Genomic DNA, 17063 nt, shown 5'->3' on the forward strand with positions numbered 1-17063 from the left:
ATCAGGAGGGAAGTTTATCGAAGACGACCTTTTCAATGGTGGAGCGGATGAACTCCAGGCGATCTTTCGTCGCCGCCTCAAAGCGGAGAACCAATACCGGCTGCGTGTTTGAGCAGCGGACAAGCCCCCATCCGTCGGCGAAGGGAATACGGACTCCATCGATGTCGATGACGGGGCCGAGGGTGCGAAAATGATCCCGGAGCTCCTCCACGAGGCGGAACTTCACATCGTCGGGGCAGGCGATTCGGATCTCCGGCGTGGTGCAGGTTTCCGGAATGTCCGCCATGAGTTCGCTGACGGACTTCCCCGTCCGGGAAAGCATTTCGAGGAGCCGCAGAGAGGCGTAAATGGCATCGTCGTATCCGAAATAGCGGTCTGCAAAAAACACGTGGCCGCTCATTTCGCCGGCGAGCATCGCCTTCTCTTCCTTCATTTTGGCCTTGATCAGGGAGTGGCCGGCCTTCCACATGATGGCTTTGCCGCCGTGGCTGGAAATATCGTCAAAAAGCTTCTGTGAACATTTCACTTCACCGATGATGGCGGCTCCGGGATGCTTTTCGAGAACGGCGCGGGAAAAGAGAATCAGCAGTTCGTCACCCCACAGGATTCTGCCGGTATTCGAGACAACGCCCAGGCGGTCCGCATCGCCGTCGTATGCCAACCCGACATCGGCATGTTCCGCTGTCACCTGCCGTGTGAGCTCATACAGGTTTTCCGGGATCGTCGGGTCGGGGAAATGGTTCGGAAATCGCCCGTCCGGTTCGCAGAAGAGCTCCTGAGTCCGGCAGCCCAGCCGCTTCAGGATGGGGGCGGCAAAATATCCCCCAACGCCGTTCCCTCCATCGAGAACGACCCGGATGCCCGGTTTCAGCGAAAAGGAACTGCAGAGGTAGTCTTCATAGTCTTTCGCGATGGATCGCATTTGTAAACGACCTTCGCCTTGGGCAAAATCTCCCGATTCGGCAATCCTTCTCAGGGCTTGGATTTCTTCGCCATGGAGTGCATCCTGGCCGATGCATACCTTAAAACCATTAAATTCCGGTGGGTTGTGGCTTCCGGTAACCATGATCCCGCCGTGTGCCTGGCAATGGCGGATGGAAAAGTACAGGATGGGGGTTGCGCAAAGGCCGATGTCGATGACGTCAATGCCGGCCCTGCGCAGGCCGGCATTGAGAACCTGCTGATACCCATCTGAACTGAGGCGGCAGTCCCTCCCGGTCGTGAGCAGGGTCGCGCCGTGGTGGACGGCGTACGTCCCGATCGCACGCCCCAGCGTATAAACCCGTTCGTCATTCAGATCTTTTTCAACGACGCCGCGAAGATCGTATTCCCGAAAAATGGCAGGGTTCATGGATCTGTTTTTCCTCTTGACCTTCTTGCCGCCTGGGCAAGACAACGTCCGTCCAGCCAGGCTTACCACCCTTCCTTCGGGGGCGAAAATCCGGCTCTGTCATTGCGTCCTGTACATCTCTTCGTAAATCTTGAGATCGATCGTATCAAAAATTTTGGTATACTGCTCTTTTTCCAGCAGGCGGCGCATTTCCCATCCCGAAGGGGTTTTCTTTTCCGCAACCACGGAAAGAGTCACTTCCGTTTCCTTCCAGTTGAGTGTCCGGGTCCTGGCGAGACTTCGGGTCCGCCAATCATCCAGAACGACAAAATCGGATTCCACAAGGTGCTTTTCTTCATCGATCCGAATGTTGGTCCCCATTTTTTTTTCCTTGAGGACTCGTTCAATGGCCCTGAGAACAAATTTTTCTTTCGCTTCGTAGGTGTAAGTAAATTCATCAGGCTGAGATATAAGCGTCTGCCCGACCGAAGCGCCGCAGGCAGACAGGCTGATCAGAACAAGAAGCGCGGCCAGCAATACGATGCAACGCCTCAAGGGCCTGTTGTCCCTGCCGCCGAGCTTCCGGTCTGAATGTGCTTTCATTCGGCAATACCTTTCTGAGTGGAAGTTTGCAAGTCCATGAGAGGAGCGTGCGTACCGGGATCAGATTCGATCCGCTCTTCATGAAAAACTGCCCTGTGCGCCTTGTCCCCTAAGAATAAATGATTATGTTAGTCCTGAGGACAAACAAAATGAATGCAATATCATCTCCAGGAATCAGTGACGCATTGTTAATCCTTTTCAATCTCGTTTATTTCGTCATGACCATGATTCTGACGTCGCTTTTTATTGAAAGAATCTGGATCGGGCGGACACAGTGGCTGATCCTTCCGCTGATTGCCCTTTCCCTCGGCCTTTTTCCTTTGCATCCACCCCTGTTTCTCCATATCCTGAAAGCCGTAACCGGACCGTTCTCCATTCAGGGACTGATGGTCGTTACGGGCTTCGGGGTTCTCTCCGGCATGGTGATGTCGAGCCTCTGACTGCTTCTTCGATTGCCCGGGGCGATCATGAGGTTGTTCATCAAGGTGGATTAGGTTACGACATCCCGATGATGGTTGAGGCATGAGGATTTGACCGCCTTTCTAATCATAAAAATTGGTTGCAAGCAAGGCCATTTCAAGATATATTACCGCAATAAAAAATCAGCGGCGTCTTCCATCGCTGCGGCCGCGTTACCCTCCCTGTATCAACCAAGAACATTGTATTTCAAGACTTTTTAAGGCAATCGAAATTGCAAAGCAAGCTCATACCGGGCGATATCAAAAATAGAAACAACTCTCTGTCGTTCTTAACCGCTGAAAACAGCGGATATTTTTTCGGTTGCGGTGCAGTCGGAAGGCGGTTTCTTGGTCATTAAAGTCGCTACAGGCAACAATCCGCGAGCAGGTGAAGAGATCCGCAATGCCGTCTGCGGGCGGGATACGCGGCAGAGCGGACCAGGGGGCTTGAGCGGTAGAGGGAGAAAAAAGGCGCGCCTGAACGGAACGGCGTTCTGAAGGTTTGACCGTAAACGGAAACAGGAAGATCAAGACAAAAGAGAAAGGTGGAGATGATGATTTTCAACAGTGTGGATGAATTGAAAAAAGGCTGTGAAGGTGTCCTGGAGGTAAAGGGAGATCAGGTCAAGGTGTTGAATGAAGAGATATTGAGAAATTCGCTTATTGATTCTCTCATTTTTACGGCGGTATTCAGTGCCCTGCCGGAAGTCAAAGAGGCGGCTTCGTGGCTCATTCGGCAAAGCGGAGCCGCGCTGGGGATCCTGTCATCGTCCATTCAGTCCCTCTATGAGGCCATGGGCAGAAAGGAAGTGACGGGCTTTACCGTTCCGGCCATCAACATCAGGGCCTTGACCTATGAGGTGGCCCAGGCCATTTTCCGTGCGGCGTTGAAAGACTCCGTCGGCGCCGTCATTTTTGAAATTGCCCGTTCGGAAATTGACTATACAAAACAGAGGCCCATTGAATATACGAGCGCAGTGACAGCAGCAGCCATAAAAACCGGATTCCACGGCCCCATCTTTCTTCAGGGAGATCACTTCCAGGTCAATGCCAAGAAATTTGCCGCCGATGGGGAAAAGGAAGTCAAGGGCGTCAAGGACCTTATCTGGGAAGCCCTTGAAGCCGGATTCTACAACATCGATGTCGACACTTCCACCCTCGTGGACCTGTCAAAACCCACCATTGATGAACAGCAGAAGACAAATTTCGACCTTGCCGCAGAATTGACAAGCGTGATCCGGGATCTGGAGCCGGCGGGTATCACGGTATCCGTCGGGGGTGAAATCGGTGAGGTGGGCGGCAAAAACAGTACCGTTGAAGAGCTTCAGGCCTTTATGGATGGATATCTCGAGGCCCTGAAGAGCTACGGGCCTGACTTGAAGGGAATCAGCAAAATAAGCGTTCAGACGGGGACCACCCACGGTGGCGTTCCCCTGGCCGATGGAAGTGTGGCCAAGGTGAAGCTGGATTTTGAAACCCTGGAAAAGCTGTCGGAAGTCTCCCGGAGCCGTTACGGACTTTCCGGCGCTGTTCAGCATGGTGCGTCCACGCTGCCCAACGAGGCCTTTGACAGGTTCCCGGCAATCGGAACGGCAGAGATTCATCTGGCAACCGGTTTCCAGAACATCATTTACGACAGTGCCCATTTCCCCGTAGACTTGAAGGACCGGATTTATGAGTACCTGCAGCGTGAGATGGCGGGGGAAAAGAAGGAAAAGGATACGGAGGAGCAATTTATCTATAAAACCCGCAAAAAGGGGTTTGGACCTTTCAAGCAGGAACTCTGGCAGCTTCCGCCGGAAACATTGAAGCAGATCAGTACGGAGCTGGAAAACCAGTTTACCTTTCTGTTCCGGAAATTAAATGTGGCCAACACCGAAGCGGTTGTGCGCAAGTTCGTTTCGGCCGTGGAGGTCCCCTTGAAGGCTCCCGCCGCATTGAAGGGATAGATGAACGTAAAGAAAACGACGACGTTTTGAAGGAAATTTTCCGGAGAATGGTCGCGGATGCAAATGAAAGAGAGCCGGACGGGGACGAATCTGGAACATAACCCCGTCCGCCTCTCTTTGATGGTATGCTTTCAGCCCGGCTTCGGAATCAGCCCGCCAAGGCGCTAAAATTCGAGAGATGCGAGGCATTGGGCGTGAGTGGAAAAGGTTGTTGGACGGCCTGATGCATGTAGACCATTTCCGGAAGACGTTACCGGACCTTTGCCCCGGTTCTCGGCTCGCGGTCAAAGGACAGGACGGTGATGCCCTCATCGGTTGTATCCGTGGCCAGAAGCATCCCCCGGGATTCAATTCCCATCAATTTTGCCGGTTTGAGGTTGGCCACAATCACGATGGATTTGCCCACGAGCTGCTCCGGCGCATAGTCCTTGGCAATGCCGGCGACCACCGTCCGCTCTTCACCGATGTCGATCTTGAGCTTCAGCAGCTTGGCCGATTTGGGAACGATCTCGGCCTCCAGGATCCGGGCAACCCGGAGATCGATCTTCTCGAAATCCTCGTAAGAAACCTCCGGTTTGATCGGCGGGGGCGGTGCGGGGATTTTCTGCTCGACGGCCGCGGTCTCCGACCTGTAATCGATCCGCGGGAACAGGGCTTCGCCTCGCTGCAGGCGCAGGCCGGGGGCAAGGGCGCCCCAGGTGCGGATCGTTCCGAAATTTTCCCTGTCAGGATGGGCGATCCCCAGTTGCAGCAAAATCTTCTCCGCAGAACCGGGCATGAAGGGGGAGATCAAAACCGCGATCACCCGGAGGGTTTCCAGCAGGGAATAAATCACCTCATCCAGTTTGGCCTTTTTCGACTGGTCCTTGGCCAGGTTCCAGGGTTCCTGTTCCACGATGTAGCGATTGGCCGTGCCGATATAATCCCAGATGGACATCAGGGCCTTGTGAAAAGTCAATTCCCGGAAAGAGGTTTTGACTTCAGCAAGAACCCTGAAGGCCGTATCGGCGAGGATACGGTCGGCTCCGGTCACCTCCGTGACCGCCGGTACGGCTCCCTGGCAGAATTTCATGGCCATGGACGTAACCCGGCTGACAAGATTCCCCAGATCGTTGGCCAGTTCCGCATTGACCCGCAGAACGAAGCTCTCCTCACTGAAGCTCGAGTCCAGGCCGAAAACCATTTCCCGGAGAAGATAATAGCGGAAGGCATCCAGCCCGTATTTGTCCTTCAGATCGAGAGGGCGGACAACATTGCCGATGCTTTTCGACATCTTGCTTGAGTCGACATTCCAGTAGCCGTGAACATTCAGATGAGAATAGGGTTCGATGCCCGCGGCTTTGAGCATGGTGGGCCAGTAGATGCCATGAGGCTTGAGGATGTCCTTGGCAATCAGATGTTCGGCCACCGGCCAGAAGGTGCGGAAATTTTCGCCGTCGGGATAGTCGATTCCGGAAATATAGTTGATCAGCGCGTCAAACCAGACATAGGTTACATAGTTTTCGTCAAAGGGCAGGGTAATCCCCCAGCTCAGGCGTGCTTTCGGCCTGGAAATGCACAGATCCTCCAGGGGCTCGCGAAGGAAGGCCAGCACTTCATTCCGATAGCGTTCCGGCCGGATAAAGTCCGGGTGTTCCTTGATATGGGCAATCAGCCACTCCTGATATCTGCTCATTCGGAAAAAATAGTTGCTTTCCTTGCGGAATTCAGGCTCTGTCTGGTGGTCCGGGCATTTCCCGTCGACCAGCTCTTTTTCCGTGTAAAAGCGTTCGCAGCCGACGCAGTAGAACCCTTCATAATGACCGAAATAGATATCGCCGGCGTCATAGACCTTTCGCAGAATCGTCTGCACGGTTTCGATGTGCCTGGCATCCGTTGTCCGGATGAAGAAATCGTTCGTGACGGAAAGCTTCGGCCAAAGTTCACGGAACTGGCTGCTGATCCGGTCTGCGTAAGCTTTCGGCGTGACGCCGCTCTTGTCGGCGGCTTCGGCGATCTTGTCGCCATGTTCGTCCGTGCCCGTGAGAAAGAACGTCCGATGTCCCGACAGCCGATGATAACGGGCCAGAACATCAGCGACGATGGTTGTATAGGCATGCCCGAGATGGGGGGAGGCATTGACATAGTAAATGGGTGTTGTGACGTAATAGGTATTTTCCATGGCTCTCAATCCACAAAGAAAAGAAACGATTTCAAGAGAGATTCTCCTAAGCCTTGAGCGCTGCGGCCAGGTCATCAATAATCGGTTTTGAGCCGACGTACAGCGTGGTACGCTGGTGATGCGCCGCCGGCTTCAGATCAAGAATGCGTGTGCCCGTTTCATCGATGGCGTCGCCGCCGGCTTCCCGGCACATGAACGCCGCGACATTGGCCTCATACAGAAGCCTGAGTTTACCCTGAGGACGATTTTCCTTGGGATTCGGATGGTTGACGATGGCAGGATACATGAAAAGGCCGCCGTTTGACAGCAGGCGGTGAAAGTCGCCGGCAAGGGCGCCGATATAGCGGAACTTGTATTTGTTCAAATTGGCCCCGATCCACTTCTGCACTTTATCGCTGAAGACGTTTGTGTTTCCGGCGTTGAAGGACAATTCCCAGGTTTTTGGATTGTCGGGCATGGTCAATTGAACCGGCTTGACGTAGGTTGAGGTTTCGTCGGAATGGAAGCGCCAGCAGCCTGCGTCGCGCAGTGCCAGGGTGAACATCCCCGTTGGAATGACGAACATGCCTGCTGCGATGTACTCGCTGCCTTCGCGGAGGTGATAATCCTCAGGGCCCCGCATATCGCCATCGAGAAACCGCTTGGCAATCCCGAACATGAACCCCACAGGCAGCCCATGGGACACGTTGGATGATCCGTCCAGGGGATCGAAATAGACAAAGTAGCGGCCGCCCTCTTTGTTCATGTCAACAATGTCATCACACTCTTCGCTTACCACCTGGATCACGCGCTTGTTCGAGGCCAGGTAGTGGAGCACGATCTCGTTGGCGATGTCGTCCATCTTCATGACATTCTCGCCCTGGATATTGATCGATCCGGCCACGCCGAGATTTCCCTTGAGGGCGCCGGTTCGGTAATAAAGTTCAATTCGCTTTGCCGCGGCAATGATGGAATCCATGAGAATCAGGAAGTGATAGGTGCGGTTATGCTTTTCCTGGTGCAACATCAAAAAATTACGAAACGTCTGTTCAAACTCTACTGGCATGTCACCCTCCTGTAAATTATGGTTAAGAAAGACTTTCTAGCTAAAGCGCTTTTTGCCGCGGAATCGAATGCCGAAAGTGCGGCCCCGGGGCGCGGCGCATGCGCGATCTTAGAAGATGCAGGGCGCGTCGACAAAAGAAACAGGAATGGAAAAACGCTTGTGAAGATGCTCTCCCAGCGCCTTCATCCCGAACGTTTCCGTCTGGTAATGGCCGCCATAAAAAATGTTCAGCCCGAATTCCCGGGCCAGGTGAAACGCGCCGTGCTTCGGCTCGCCGGTGATGAAGAGATCGATTCCCTCCCGTTTCAATTCCCTGAAAAGCGCGGTATCGGTGGCCGAGCCGGCGACAATGGCGGCGGTCGAGATGATATCCGGGCCGAAGGTTAAAAAACCCTGACGGCAACCGATGACCTTCTCGACTTCAGACGCTGCTTCGGTTCGTGAAAAAAGCCTCTTGAATCGTCCCTTTACGCCGATCGCCCTGCCGTGATAGAGGGCAAAGGGTTCAGCATCGACCAGTTCAAGATGCTCTGCGATAACACGGTTATGTCCGATTTCAGGATGGGCGTCGAGGGGAATGTGAGCTGTATACAGCGCCATGTCGGCGATGATCAGATCCCGTATCCGCTGATAGTGATGGTCCAGAACCAGCTCCTGGCGCCCCCAGTAGAGCCCGTGATGAACGACAAGGAGATTGCAGCCCGCCTGTGCCGCCTTGGTGATCGACTCATGGCAGGCATCGACGGCCAGGCCGATCCGGTCGACGGTTCCGCTGTTTTCAACCTGGAGACCGTTTGCCGAATCATCTGTAAAGGAGCCGATTTCCAAGTAGGAGTCAAGATAGTCCGTGATGACGTTTCGTTCCATTAATTCCTGCAGAAAGTGCATCCTGTAAAATACTAGCGCGACATCATAACAGATGGCGCCTTTAAGTCAACCACTTCAAAAAAGTTTTGACGTTTCGCCCGCCAATCCCCGGAAAGGCGTTCTCCTCCGGGACAGGAAGCAGGATGCTCCAGGGGCGTCAATGGCTGCGGGGATCATTCCGGTGATCCCCACGGCCCGGTTTCTGCGGAGGTTTTTCCGAAGACGGGTGATCGGCGGAGCCGGCATTCTCTTTTCGGCTTTGGGCGCCCTTGTCCTTTTTTCGTTCCCGGTAGCATTCGTACTCAAAGGCAAGGCAGCACATGAGCCTGCCGCAGAGCCCGGAAATCTTTTCCGGGTTGAGGGACATATTCTGCTCCTTGGCCATTTTGACGGAAACGCGGTCCAGATTGTGAAGCAGGTTGACGCAGCAGACTTCGCGTCCGCAAACCCCCATGCCCTTGACGATCCTTGCCTCCTGGCGGGCCCCGATCTGCCTCAGCTCGATCTTGGTTTTGTATTTCTGTGCAAGATCCTTGACGATCTCCCGGAAATCCACGCGATTTTCCGCCGTGAAGTAGAAGATGATCTTGCTCCTGTCAAAAAGGCATTCCACATCAATCAGCTTCATGGGCAGATTCCGTATCTTGATTCTTTCGGAACAGAAGGAGAAGCAACTCTCTTCGAGAGTCCTGTTGCTGTCGCGAATGCGCAGATCTTCTTCCGTCACTTTACGAATCACGGGTTTCAAGGGGGTCTGGATGTCCTCCTCCGGAACGGATCGGGGGCTTGTGAGAACCGTTCCCATGGATGTTCCGTCGTCTGTCGAGACGATCACCGGATCATTCACCAGGATCGCAAGGTCCCCTGCGTCGAAGTTGTAGATCTTTCCTTCTTTTTTAAACTTGACACCAACGATGGTTTTTAGCACAGGCTGTATGGTCTCCTGAAAGTTCGGCTCACTTCTACTGCAATTCACGCGCCTTCCCGACGATTCCGGCAACGCTTTGCCGGGCGTAACCGGCATGGCCTTCGCCATCTGGGTTTTCCCCTGCAGTTCAACCTGGATCGGAACGAAGATGTGCGTATTGGAAGGCGCTTATCAAGGTTAGATCGAAAGTCTAAACATCATAACCTCCAAAGTCAACGATTTATTCGCATTTTGCTCCAATTGATGAATGGCCTCTTCAATGGCCTGCACGTTCATCAGAATTTCTGCAGGGGTTCGCCTCTCGGACAAGGCCGCAATCAGGTCCAGGCGGTCCCTGTGCATAAGGCCGTCACCCCTCCCTGTTTCTTTGAAAATCAGAAGGTCCCGGAAAAACGTTTTGAGGAAATCGAGCTTATCCTGGATGTCTTTCCTGTCATCGACTAAAAAACGAAGAAAAGACAAATGCTGAAGAGGCTCATCCTGTTGCATCCTGGAAAGATAATCCAGGCATTCCTCTTTCAACGCAAGAAAGGACTCGCGATTGAGCTCCAGGGCTTTGCCGATGCTGCCGCTGGAAGCGGCTGACAGCAGGCGGGCGTGAGATTCCTCCAGAGAAGACCGCTCGGCGAGAAGGGTCAGCACGATCTCCTGCGGAAGGGGATTGAACCGGATCTGCTGACACCTTGAAAGAATGGTGAGCGGCAGGGAGTATGGCCTGGCCGTTACCAGAATCAGGATATTGGATGCAGAGGGCTCCTCAAGGGTTTTCAGAAGGGCGTTAGCCGCTGCGTTGTTCAAACGGTCGGCATCCAGGATAAGGGCGATGCGTTTGCGGCCCTCCATGGGTTTGAATTTCATCCTTTCCTGAAGGCCTTTGACGGCATCGATCCGGATGAAGGCTCCGTCCGCCTCCACGGTTTCAACGTCCGGATGATTCCTGTGATCGGTCTTGAGGCAGGAAAGGCAGGAATCGCAGGAATCGAAGGCGGCTTGCCGGCAGTTCAACGCCTTGGCGAAGGTCAAGGCGAGGGTGCGTTTGCCGATGCCGTCCATGCCGTGAAAAAGATAGGCGTGGGCAAGACGGTCATGACGCAGGGCATTCTGAAGGATGCTGACGGGTTTCGGGTGGCCCAGGATATCCTTGAATGACATGAAAATAGTCCTATGCTCTGATTTGAAGGGGTTTGGGCCCCGGTTGACGGCGACCTCGGCTGAAGCTTGCAATGGCCGCAGGAACCGGCCGAGCCCTTCAGGGGATTTCAGGGGTTGGAAGAGCGCCGGAGCGGTGCTCAGCCGCCGTCTGCGCTCAGGAAAGCCTTGAGATGACGGCACACCTCAAGGGATATGGAAGCAACATCCCCGGTCGCGTCGATGACGCGGAACCTGTCCGGCTCCTGCCTTGCGAGGGAAAGATAGCCCTTGCGGATTTTTTCGTGAAAAATCAGCCCCTCCTGTTCGAAGCGGTCCTCCCTTGCCTTTTCCGGAACGCCGGACATCCGCTGCAGGGCCCGGCGAATGCCCGTTTCCGCGGGAAGATCGAAGAGAAAGGTCAGGTGTGGCTTCAGGGAGGAGGTGGCGAACTCATCCAGCGTGCGGATCCATGTTGCGTCAATGCCCCGTACGAGGCCCTGGTAAACCATGGTGGCGTCTGAAAACCGGTCGCAGAGAATCCAATTCCCACGGACCAGGGCGGGGCGGATGACCTCGCGGATATGCTGAGCGCGGGCCGCCAGAAAAAGCAGTGTTTCCGCCTCGTCACAGATGTCAAAGGGGCCGCGCTTCAAAAGAAGCTTCCGGATCCTTTTCCCGAGGGGAGAGCCTCCCGGTTCTTCCGTCGTCATCACGGGGAGACGCCACTTTCTCAAGAATCTTGCGGCCAGTTTGATCTGAGTCGTTTTCCCGCACCCTTCAATTCCTTCGAAAGAAATAAAATAAGACATGTCTGGTGATAAAAATCAAAAGGGGGGTACTTCCGCCCAAAAAAGCGAGAAGTGCTCCCCCCGTCTTGAAGAAGAATCTGAAGATTTATTTGGCTTCGCCGGGAACGATCGCTTCAGCCGGGCACTGTTCCGCACACGTTCCACAGTCGGTGCACAGATTTGCATCGATTACGTACTTGTCTTCTCCCTCACTGATCGCTCCAACGGGGCACTCATCCTGGCAGGAACCACAAGCCAAACAATCGTCGGTAATTACATACGCCATAACTTTTATCTCCTTTTAAAATGTTGTTTTCTTTTATTTCATGATCCATCGACCTGACAGGCAAATGGGTCATATCATGAACTCACTTAAACCGAAACCACTTCCTTGACTCCGGAGACCTTTTCCCTGAGCATTTTTTCTATCCCCATCTTCAAGGTCATCTGAGACATGGGACACCCCTTGCATGCACCGACCAGGCGGACCTTCACCACCCCATCCTCACTGACGTCGACCAGCTCAACATCGCCACCGTCAGCTTTCAGGTTGGGCCGGATCTGATTCAGGACTGCTTCAACTTTATCTTTCATGTTTGTACCCTCCAATTTTTCCTTTTGTTCCCTTCCAGGAGAAGATGGCTCATGGCGGTCTCCTTCTGAAAGAACGCGTCACGATTTCAATGGGGCATTTCCGCGATCATCTCCCTGGCGAGGGCTCTGGCCACATCCGGCAGCTGGGGCTTGATGAGCAGGTATTTTTGAGCCCTTGAATGACCGGCCTTCCAAAGAACCCTGCCTTCGGCGGCAGAAATGAGTTTCATGGAAAGACCGATCTTTCCCACCTTGTCTGTCGCTTCCGTCGTGTAGTTCCAGTAGTCGAGAGAAACAACCAGAAAGGCGTCAACGCGGCATATTTCCCCGATTCTCCTGCTCAGATCGGGGTCGGAAAAATTGACGGCTTTGAGCTTCGCAGTATAATCGGCCGTCACTTTCCGCAGCTCTTCATTTTCCTGGAGCTGGCGCTGGATATCATTCCCGGAGACGATATCGGTAAACCACTTTTTTTCACTCACGACTCCGGCGATGATCTGATCGACAGTCCCCCTGGCCTCTTCATAGGGTCCCACATCGACGGGCAGGATCCCTATCCGCTCCGGATGAAAATTGCCGGCTTCCGGGTCCACCTCGGAATAGCGCAATCCCCCGCAGCCGGCAAGAGCTAGGATCAGTAATATGGCAAGAATGACATGCCGGAATCTTATGTGCACAAGAACCTCTCGCTTCTACAAGGCCTGCGGAATCCCCCTGTTCAGGACCGTGCGGCAACCCAAAGAATAGAGCACAACCCTGCGATAACATAGCTGGTTTCCAGAAGCCCCTCAAGGACTATTCCTGAAAGCGAGGCCCTTCTATCACAAAGTCGGAAACAAATCCATATATAAAATAAATTTATCAGCAGGACCAGTGAGAGCGGGGAGGTCCAGCCGACGAGAGCGCTGGAAACCAGCATGACCGCTAACAGCAGGCAGATAGCCGCCAGGAGGGTCTGCGTTTTCTGCTTGCCGACCACAACGGGGATCGTCTCCCTGCCGATGAGCCGGTCGCTCTGGATATCCAGGATATCGGAAAGGGACGAGCGGATAAAAACCACACCAAAGGTAAAAAGAAAGGCGATGAGGAGTTCGGGGGAGAAGGAGGGCTTCCGTTCCACAACAGGCATGATGGCGACGACGGTTGCCCAGGCCAGGGCCATGGAGATATTTTTTGAGCCGGGGAGATCCTTCAAGCTTCGATAGTGCCATTTTTTGGGCAACAGGGAAGAATTGTAGAGGATCCCCAGGGTCGACATGAAAAAGAGAAGCAGAAAGGCATGGATTCCCTGGCTCATGGCGATGCCCAGTCCGGTGAGCATGGATAAGATGGCCCCGGAAAGATAAAAATACTCGTGCTTCAGGTAGGACTCCTCCCGAAAGGAGCCGATGGTGCAATTCTTCCGGTTTACAAACCGGTTGAAGGTGTGCATGGCATGAACATAAAGGGCGGTGATTAAAAGAAACAGGATGTTGACAGGGACGCGCTCGAGGAGCATGGCTGTCAGTGAGAGGCAGGCCGCCCCGAGGGCGGAGTACAGATCGGTACGGACCGCCAGGGTCCAGAGCTTGAAGAACAGCTGACCCTTTCGCTTTTTTTCCGACTGCTGTTCCGTGATCCGGTCAACGACACGGGAAAGGATCCAGTTCGGTGTGGAAGCCCCGGCCGAGAGACCGATGCGATCGAAGCCGACGAGGAGGTCTCCGCTCAGTTCGTCCGCCGTTTCGATGTGAAAAGTCGGCGTGCCCTGAAGGGCCGCCAGGTCGGCCAGGCGTCGCGTATTGGCGCTGTTTCTGCCGCCGACGATCACCATGGCTTCCGTCTGGGAGGCCAGTTCCTGGACTTCAGACTGGCGCCGTTCCGTGGAGTCGCAGATCGTATTGTAAACGACGGTTTCCGGAAACTTCTCGCGGACCCGCTGGACGACGGCCTTGAATTCATCAACGCTCTGGGTGGTCTGGGCAACGACGCACACCTTTTCCAGATCGGGAAGACGGTCGACATCGGAACAGCTGCTGACGACCCTGCCATGGCCGCCGGAGTGGCCGAGGAGGCCGTTTACCTCGGGATGATCGCCGTCGCCGACGATCAGGATGGCGTAATGCTGAGCCGCGTGCTTGCGGATGATGGCCTGAACGTGGGCAACCTTGGGGCAGGTTGCGTCAATGATCCGTAGGCCCTTTTCACGGAGTTTTCGCCGTTCAGCCGGGGAAATTCCATGGGCCCGGATGACGATGGCCGCGTTGTGTTCCGATGAGGGGATCGCATCAAGATCGTCGACAGGGACAATCCCCCTGGCGCGCAGGAAGTCCACCGTTTGCGGATTGTGAATCAGCGGGCCATAGGTGTAGATGGTTCTGGGGCCTTTGTGACGGGCGATCTCAAGGACCATTTCAACGGCTCGCCGAACGCCCATGCAAAACCCGGCCGTCTGTGCTATTCGAACGCTCATCTCTCGTTATTCCACCGGTAAGCGGGCATAGATGAAGAACTCCCTGTTTCCCCTGGCGCCTGGAAGGGGTGAGGCCGCCGTTCCGATGACCTCCAATCCGGAACCCCCCATAAAGAGGGTCACCTCATCCTGAACGCGCTGATGAAGATTCGGCTCCCGGACAATGCCTCCCTTTCCGACCTGTCCCTTTCCCACTTCAAACTGAGGCTTGATCAGAGCGAGAAGATGCCCTCCCCGTTTTAAGAATTTCACCGCGGAAGGAATGACGAGCTTCAGGGAAATGAACGAGGCATCGATGGTGATCAGATCGACAGGGGCGTCCATGCCGGCGCCGTCATAAAACCGGATGTTGGTTCTTTCGATGCTGGTCACCCTTGGATCCTTCCTCAATTTCCAGGCCAGCTGTCCATAACCGACGTCAAGGGCATAAACGTGGCGGGCGCCCTTCTGGAGAAGGCAATCGGTGAAGCCCCCCGTGGAGGCCCCGACATCCAGAGCTACCAGATCATGGACATCCATGGAAAAGGCTTCAAGCGCCCCTTGAAGCTTCTGCCCCCCGCGGCTGACGTAGGGGGATTCCTTGCCCCTGATCCGGACAAGGGCCTGGGAGGAAACGAGCATACCGGCCTTGAGAGCGGCTTGGTCATCCACCAGAACGGCGCCGGCAAGGATCAGGGCCCTGGCACGTTCCCGGCTTACCGAAAGGCCCTGCTTGACGAGGAGCTGATCCAGACGGATTTTTTCTGATTTCGTTTTCATGGCAACGGGTTTAGGAGTGCTGTCGACGATTCCTTCTCAGGCGGGAGGATCAGGTTCCCGCTCTTTTTTTTGATCCATCATGGCCAAGACGGCTGCCACAATGCCCTGTTCATCGATTCCGTAGAGGTCGCGCAGCTCGGCCTGAGTGGCTTGCTGTGCAAACTCGTCCCGGACTCCCAGCCTTTTGATGCGGAGATCGCGGATGCCGTTTTCTTCGAAGCATTCCAGGACGGCACTGCCGAACCCCCCCATGACGGCATTTTCCTCGACGGTCAGGATGTGCTTGAATGAGCGTGAAAGGTCCAAAAGGAGTTGACGGTCCAGAGGCTTGACAAACCGGGCATTGACGACCGCGGCGGAGATTCCCTCCTTTGCGAGCTTCTCCGAGGCGGCAAGGGCCGGGTAAACCGTCGAGCCGATGGCGAGGATGGCGACGTCCGTCCCGTCGGCAAGGAGCTCCCCTTTGCCGATTTCCAAAAGGGTGGGTTCCGCATCCGGGGAAACGCCGATCCCGCTTCCCCGGGGATAACGGATCGCGACGGGCCGGCCATAGCCCATTGCCGAAAAGAGCATGCTCTGCAGTTCATTCTCATCCTTGGGCGCCATGACGATCATGTTCGGAATCGGCCGGAGAAAGGACAGATCGAAGAGTCCATGGTGGGTTGGGCCGTCTTCCCCGACGAATCCGGAGCGGTCCAGGGCAAAGACCACCGGAAGATTCTGCAGGCAGACGTCGTGGAGAATCTGGTCATAGGCCCGTTGAAGAAAGCTCGAATAGATGGCGACAACGGGTATCATCCCTTCGGTGGCCAAGCCGGCGGCGAAGGTTACGCCATGCTGTTCGGCAATGCCCACATCGAAAAAGCGCTCCGGAAATTGTCCGGCGAATTCATTCAGCCCGGTGCCTTCGCACATGGCGGCGGTAATGGCGACAATTCGGGGATTGTCTCGGGCCAGCCGGACAAGCGTCCGGCCGAAGACCTGCGTATAGGAGGCCGGCGCCTGAGCTCCTCCGGCAGAACTGGGCCCTCCCGTTTCCGGATAAAAGGGCCCGATGCCATGAAAACGCAGGGGCTCCGCTTCCGCAAACTCGTAGCCTTTCCCCTTCCGGGTGATGACATGGACCAGAACGGGGCCTTCCATATGGCGGACATTTTCGAGGTTCCGGATCAAATGATCGAGGCGGTGACCGTCCAGAGGACCCACATAGGTAAATCCAAGGTCTTCAAAAAGCGCTCCGGGCACGATGAGGGCCTTCAGGGACTCCTCCGCTCTCTTGGAAAATTCCAGGACCTGCTCGCCGATGGAGGGGATCGTTTTCAGAAAATTCTTGATGTCCTTCCGGATTCTCTTGACCGTCTGGCCGGTCATGACGGAGTTCAGGTAGCAGGACAAGGCCCCCACATTCGGCGAGATGGACATCTCGTTGTCGTTGAGGATGATGATCAGGTCCTTCTTGCGGTCTCCGGACCAGTTCAGGCCTTCAAAAGCCAGCCCGGCCGTCATGGATCCGTCGCCGATGATGGCCACGACCTTGAAAGCTTCTTTTTTCAGATCCCGGGCCTCGAGGATGCCGGAAGCGGCGGAAATGGATGTGCTGCTGTGGCCGACGTTGAAGACATCATAGGGGCTCTCCTCCCGTTTCGGGAAGCCGCTGATGCCGCCCTTCTGACGGAGGGTGAAGAAACGGTCCGCCCGTCCGGTGATCAATTTGTGGGCATAGGCCTGATGACCCACATCCCAGATGATCTTGTCCCGCGGGGTATCAAAAACCTTGTGCACGGCCAGCGTCAGTTCGACGGCCCCTAGAGATGAAGCCAGGTGCCCGCCCGTCCGGGAAACCGTTCCAATGATGGTGGCTCGAAGATCTTCAGCAAGAGCCGCAAGGGCGTCGTTGTTCATGTTCCGGATGTCCCGGGGATACAAAATCCCGTTGAGAAGGCGTCCGGAGCTTCGCTTTGAGAGGTCCATAAGGTTGAATATAGCAAAAACGTCCTG

16 protein-coding genes are annotated in these 17063 nt (G+C 55.0%); 2 read left to right on the forward strand and 14 right to left on the reverse strand.

The window, feature by feature from the left end:
- Position 1 precedes the first annotated feature (1 nt).
- Together ACJ77P_RS06805 and ACJ77P_RS06810 are read right to left on the reverse strand one after the other, a co-directional pair.
- Positions 2–1351 carry a phosphomannomutase/phosphoglucomutase gene (locus tag ACJ77P_RS06805; protein WP_367361153.1) on the reverse strand — a complete coding sequence of 450 codons (1350 nt, stop codon included), beginning with the start codon at positions 1349–1351 and terminating at the stop codon, positions 2–4.
- A gap of 99 nt (positions 1352–1450) precedes the next feature.
- A complete protein-coding gene (locus ACJ77P_RS06810) occupies positions 1451–1933 on the reverse strand; it encodes a hypothetical protein (protein WP_367361152.1) in 483 nt (160 codons plus the stop codon).
- 149 nt (positions 1934–2082) lie between these two features.
- On the opposite strand from ACJ77P_RS06810, the gene ACJ77P_RS06815 reads away from it, so the two are divergent.
- Both ACJ77P_RS06815 and ACJ77P_RS06820 read left to right on the forward strand, forming a co-directional pair.
- Positions 2083–2373 carry a hypothetical protein gene (locus ACJ77P_RS06815; protein WP_408999336.1) on the forward strand — a complete coding sequence of 97 codons (291 nt, stop codon included), beginning with the start codon at positions 2083–2085 and terminating at the stop codon, positions 2371–2373.
- Between the two features lie 572 nt (positions 2374–2945).
- The gene (locus ACJ77P_RS06820) at positions 2946–4340 is read left to right on the forward strand and encodes a class II fructose-bisphosphate aldolase (RefSeq protein ID WP_408999403.1); all 1395 of its coding nucleotides are present in this window, start codon (positions 2946–2948) and stop codon (positions 4338–4340) included.
- Positions 4341–4590: 250 nt separating this feature from the next.
- On the opposite strand, the gene metG is transcribed toward ACJ77P_RS06820, so the two are convergent.
- From metG to dxs, 12 genes are all read right to left on the reverse strand, one after another.
- The gene (gene metG / locus ACJ77P_RS06825) at positions 4591–6501 is read right to left on the reverse strand and encodes a methionine--tRNA ligase (protein ID WP_408999337.1); all 1911 of its coding nucleotides are present in this window, start codon (positions 6499–6501) and stop codon (positions 4591–4593) included.
- 46 nt (positions 6502–6547) lie between these two features.
- Positions 6548–7546 carry a class 1 fructose-bisphosphatase gene (locus ACJ77P_RS06830; protein ID WP_367361148.1) on the reverse strand — a complete coding sequence of 333 codons (999 nt, stop codon included), beginning with the start codon at positions 7544–7546 and terminating at the stop codon, positions 6548–6550.
- Positions 7547–7654: 108 nt separating this feature from the next.
- Complete coding sequence (locus tag ACJ77P_RS06835) at positions 7655–8413, reverse strand: Nif3-like dinuclear metal center hexameric protein (RefSeq protein ID WP_367361147.1); 759 nt, start codon at positions 8411–8413, stop codon at positions 7655–7657.
- Between the two features lie 157 nt (positions 8414–8570).
- Positions 8571–9449 (reverse strand): stage 0 sporulation family protein, encoded by an 879-nt coding sequence (locus tag ACJ77P_RS06840; protein ID WP_408999338.1) that lies wholly within the window; start codon positions 9447–9449, stop codon positions 8571–8573.
- Positions 9450–9518: 69 nt separating this feature from the next.
- Positions 9519–10493 (reverse strand): DNA polymerase III subunit delta', encoded by a 975-nt coding sequence (holB, locus tag ACJ77P_RS06845; RefSeq protein ID WP_408999339.1) that lies wholly within the window; start codon positions 10491–10493, stop codon positions 9519–9521.
- Positions 10494–10630: 137 nt separating this feature from the next.
- Positions 10631–11281, reverse strand: coding sequence for a dTMP kinase (gene tmk / locus ACJ77P_RS06850; RefSeq protein WP_367361144.1), 651 nt, complete (start codon positions 11279–11281; stop codon positions 10631–10633).
- An 85-nt stretch (positions 11282–11366) separates the two neighbouring features.
- On the reverse strand, positions 11367–11546 hold the full coding sequence (locus ACJ77P_RS06855) for a DUF362 domain-containing protein (protein WP_367361143.1): 180 nt from the start codon (positions 11544–11546) through the stop codon (positions 11367–11369).
- Positions 11547–11632: 86 nt separating this feature from the next.
- Positions 11633–11854 (reverse strand): NifU family protein, encoded by a 222-nt coding sequence (locus ACJ77P_RS06860; RefSeq protein WP_367361142.1) that lies wholly within the window; start codon positions 11852–11854, stop codon positions 11633–11635.
- A gap of 86 nt (positions 11855–11940) precedes the next feature.
- Positions 11941–12531 (reverse strand): hypothetical protein, encoded by a 591-nt coding sequence (locus tag ACJ77P_RS06865; protein ID WP_367361141.1) that lies wholly within the window; start codon positions 12529–12531, stop codon positions 11941–11943.
- A gap of 41 nt (positions 12532–12572) precedes the next feature.
- Positions 12573–14306 (reverse strand): 4-hydroxy-3-methylbut-2-enyl diphosphate reductase, encoded by a 1734-nt coding sequence (gene ispH, locus ACJ77P_RS06870; RefSeq protein WP_367361140.1) that lies wholly within the window; start codon positions 14304–14306, stop codon positions 12573–12575.
- A 6-nt stretch (positions 14307–14312) separates the two neighbouring features.
- Entirely contained in the window at positions 14313–15065 is a 753-nt protein-coding gene (locus tag ACJ77P_RS06875) for a TlyA family RNA methyltransferase (protein WP_408999340.1), read from the reverse strand.
- A gap of 36 nt (positions 15066–15101) precedes the next feature.
- Positions 15102–17036, reverse strand: coding sequence for a 1-deoxy-D-xylulose-5-phosphate synthase (gene dxs, locus ACJ77P_RS06880; protein ID WP_367361138.1), 1935 nt, complete (start codon positions 17034–17036; stop codon positions 15102–15104).
- Positions 17037–17063: the final 27 nt, after the last annotated feature.

Origin of the sequence: Syntrophus buswellii, from assembly GCF_046097065.1 — a bacterium.
Lineage (GTDB): Bacteria > Desulfobacterota > Syntrophia > Syntrophales > Syntrophaceae > Syntrophus > Syntrophus buswellii.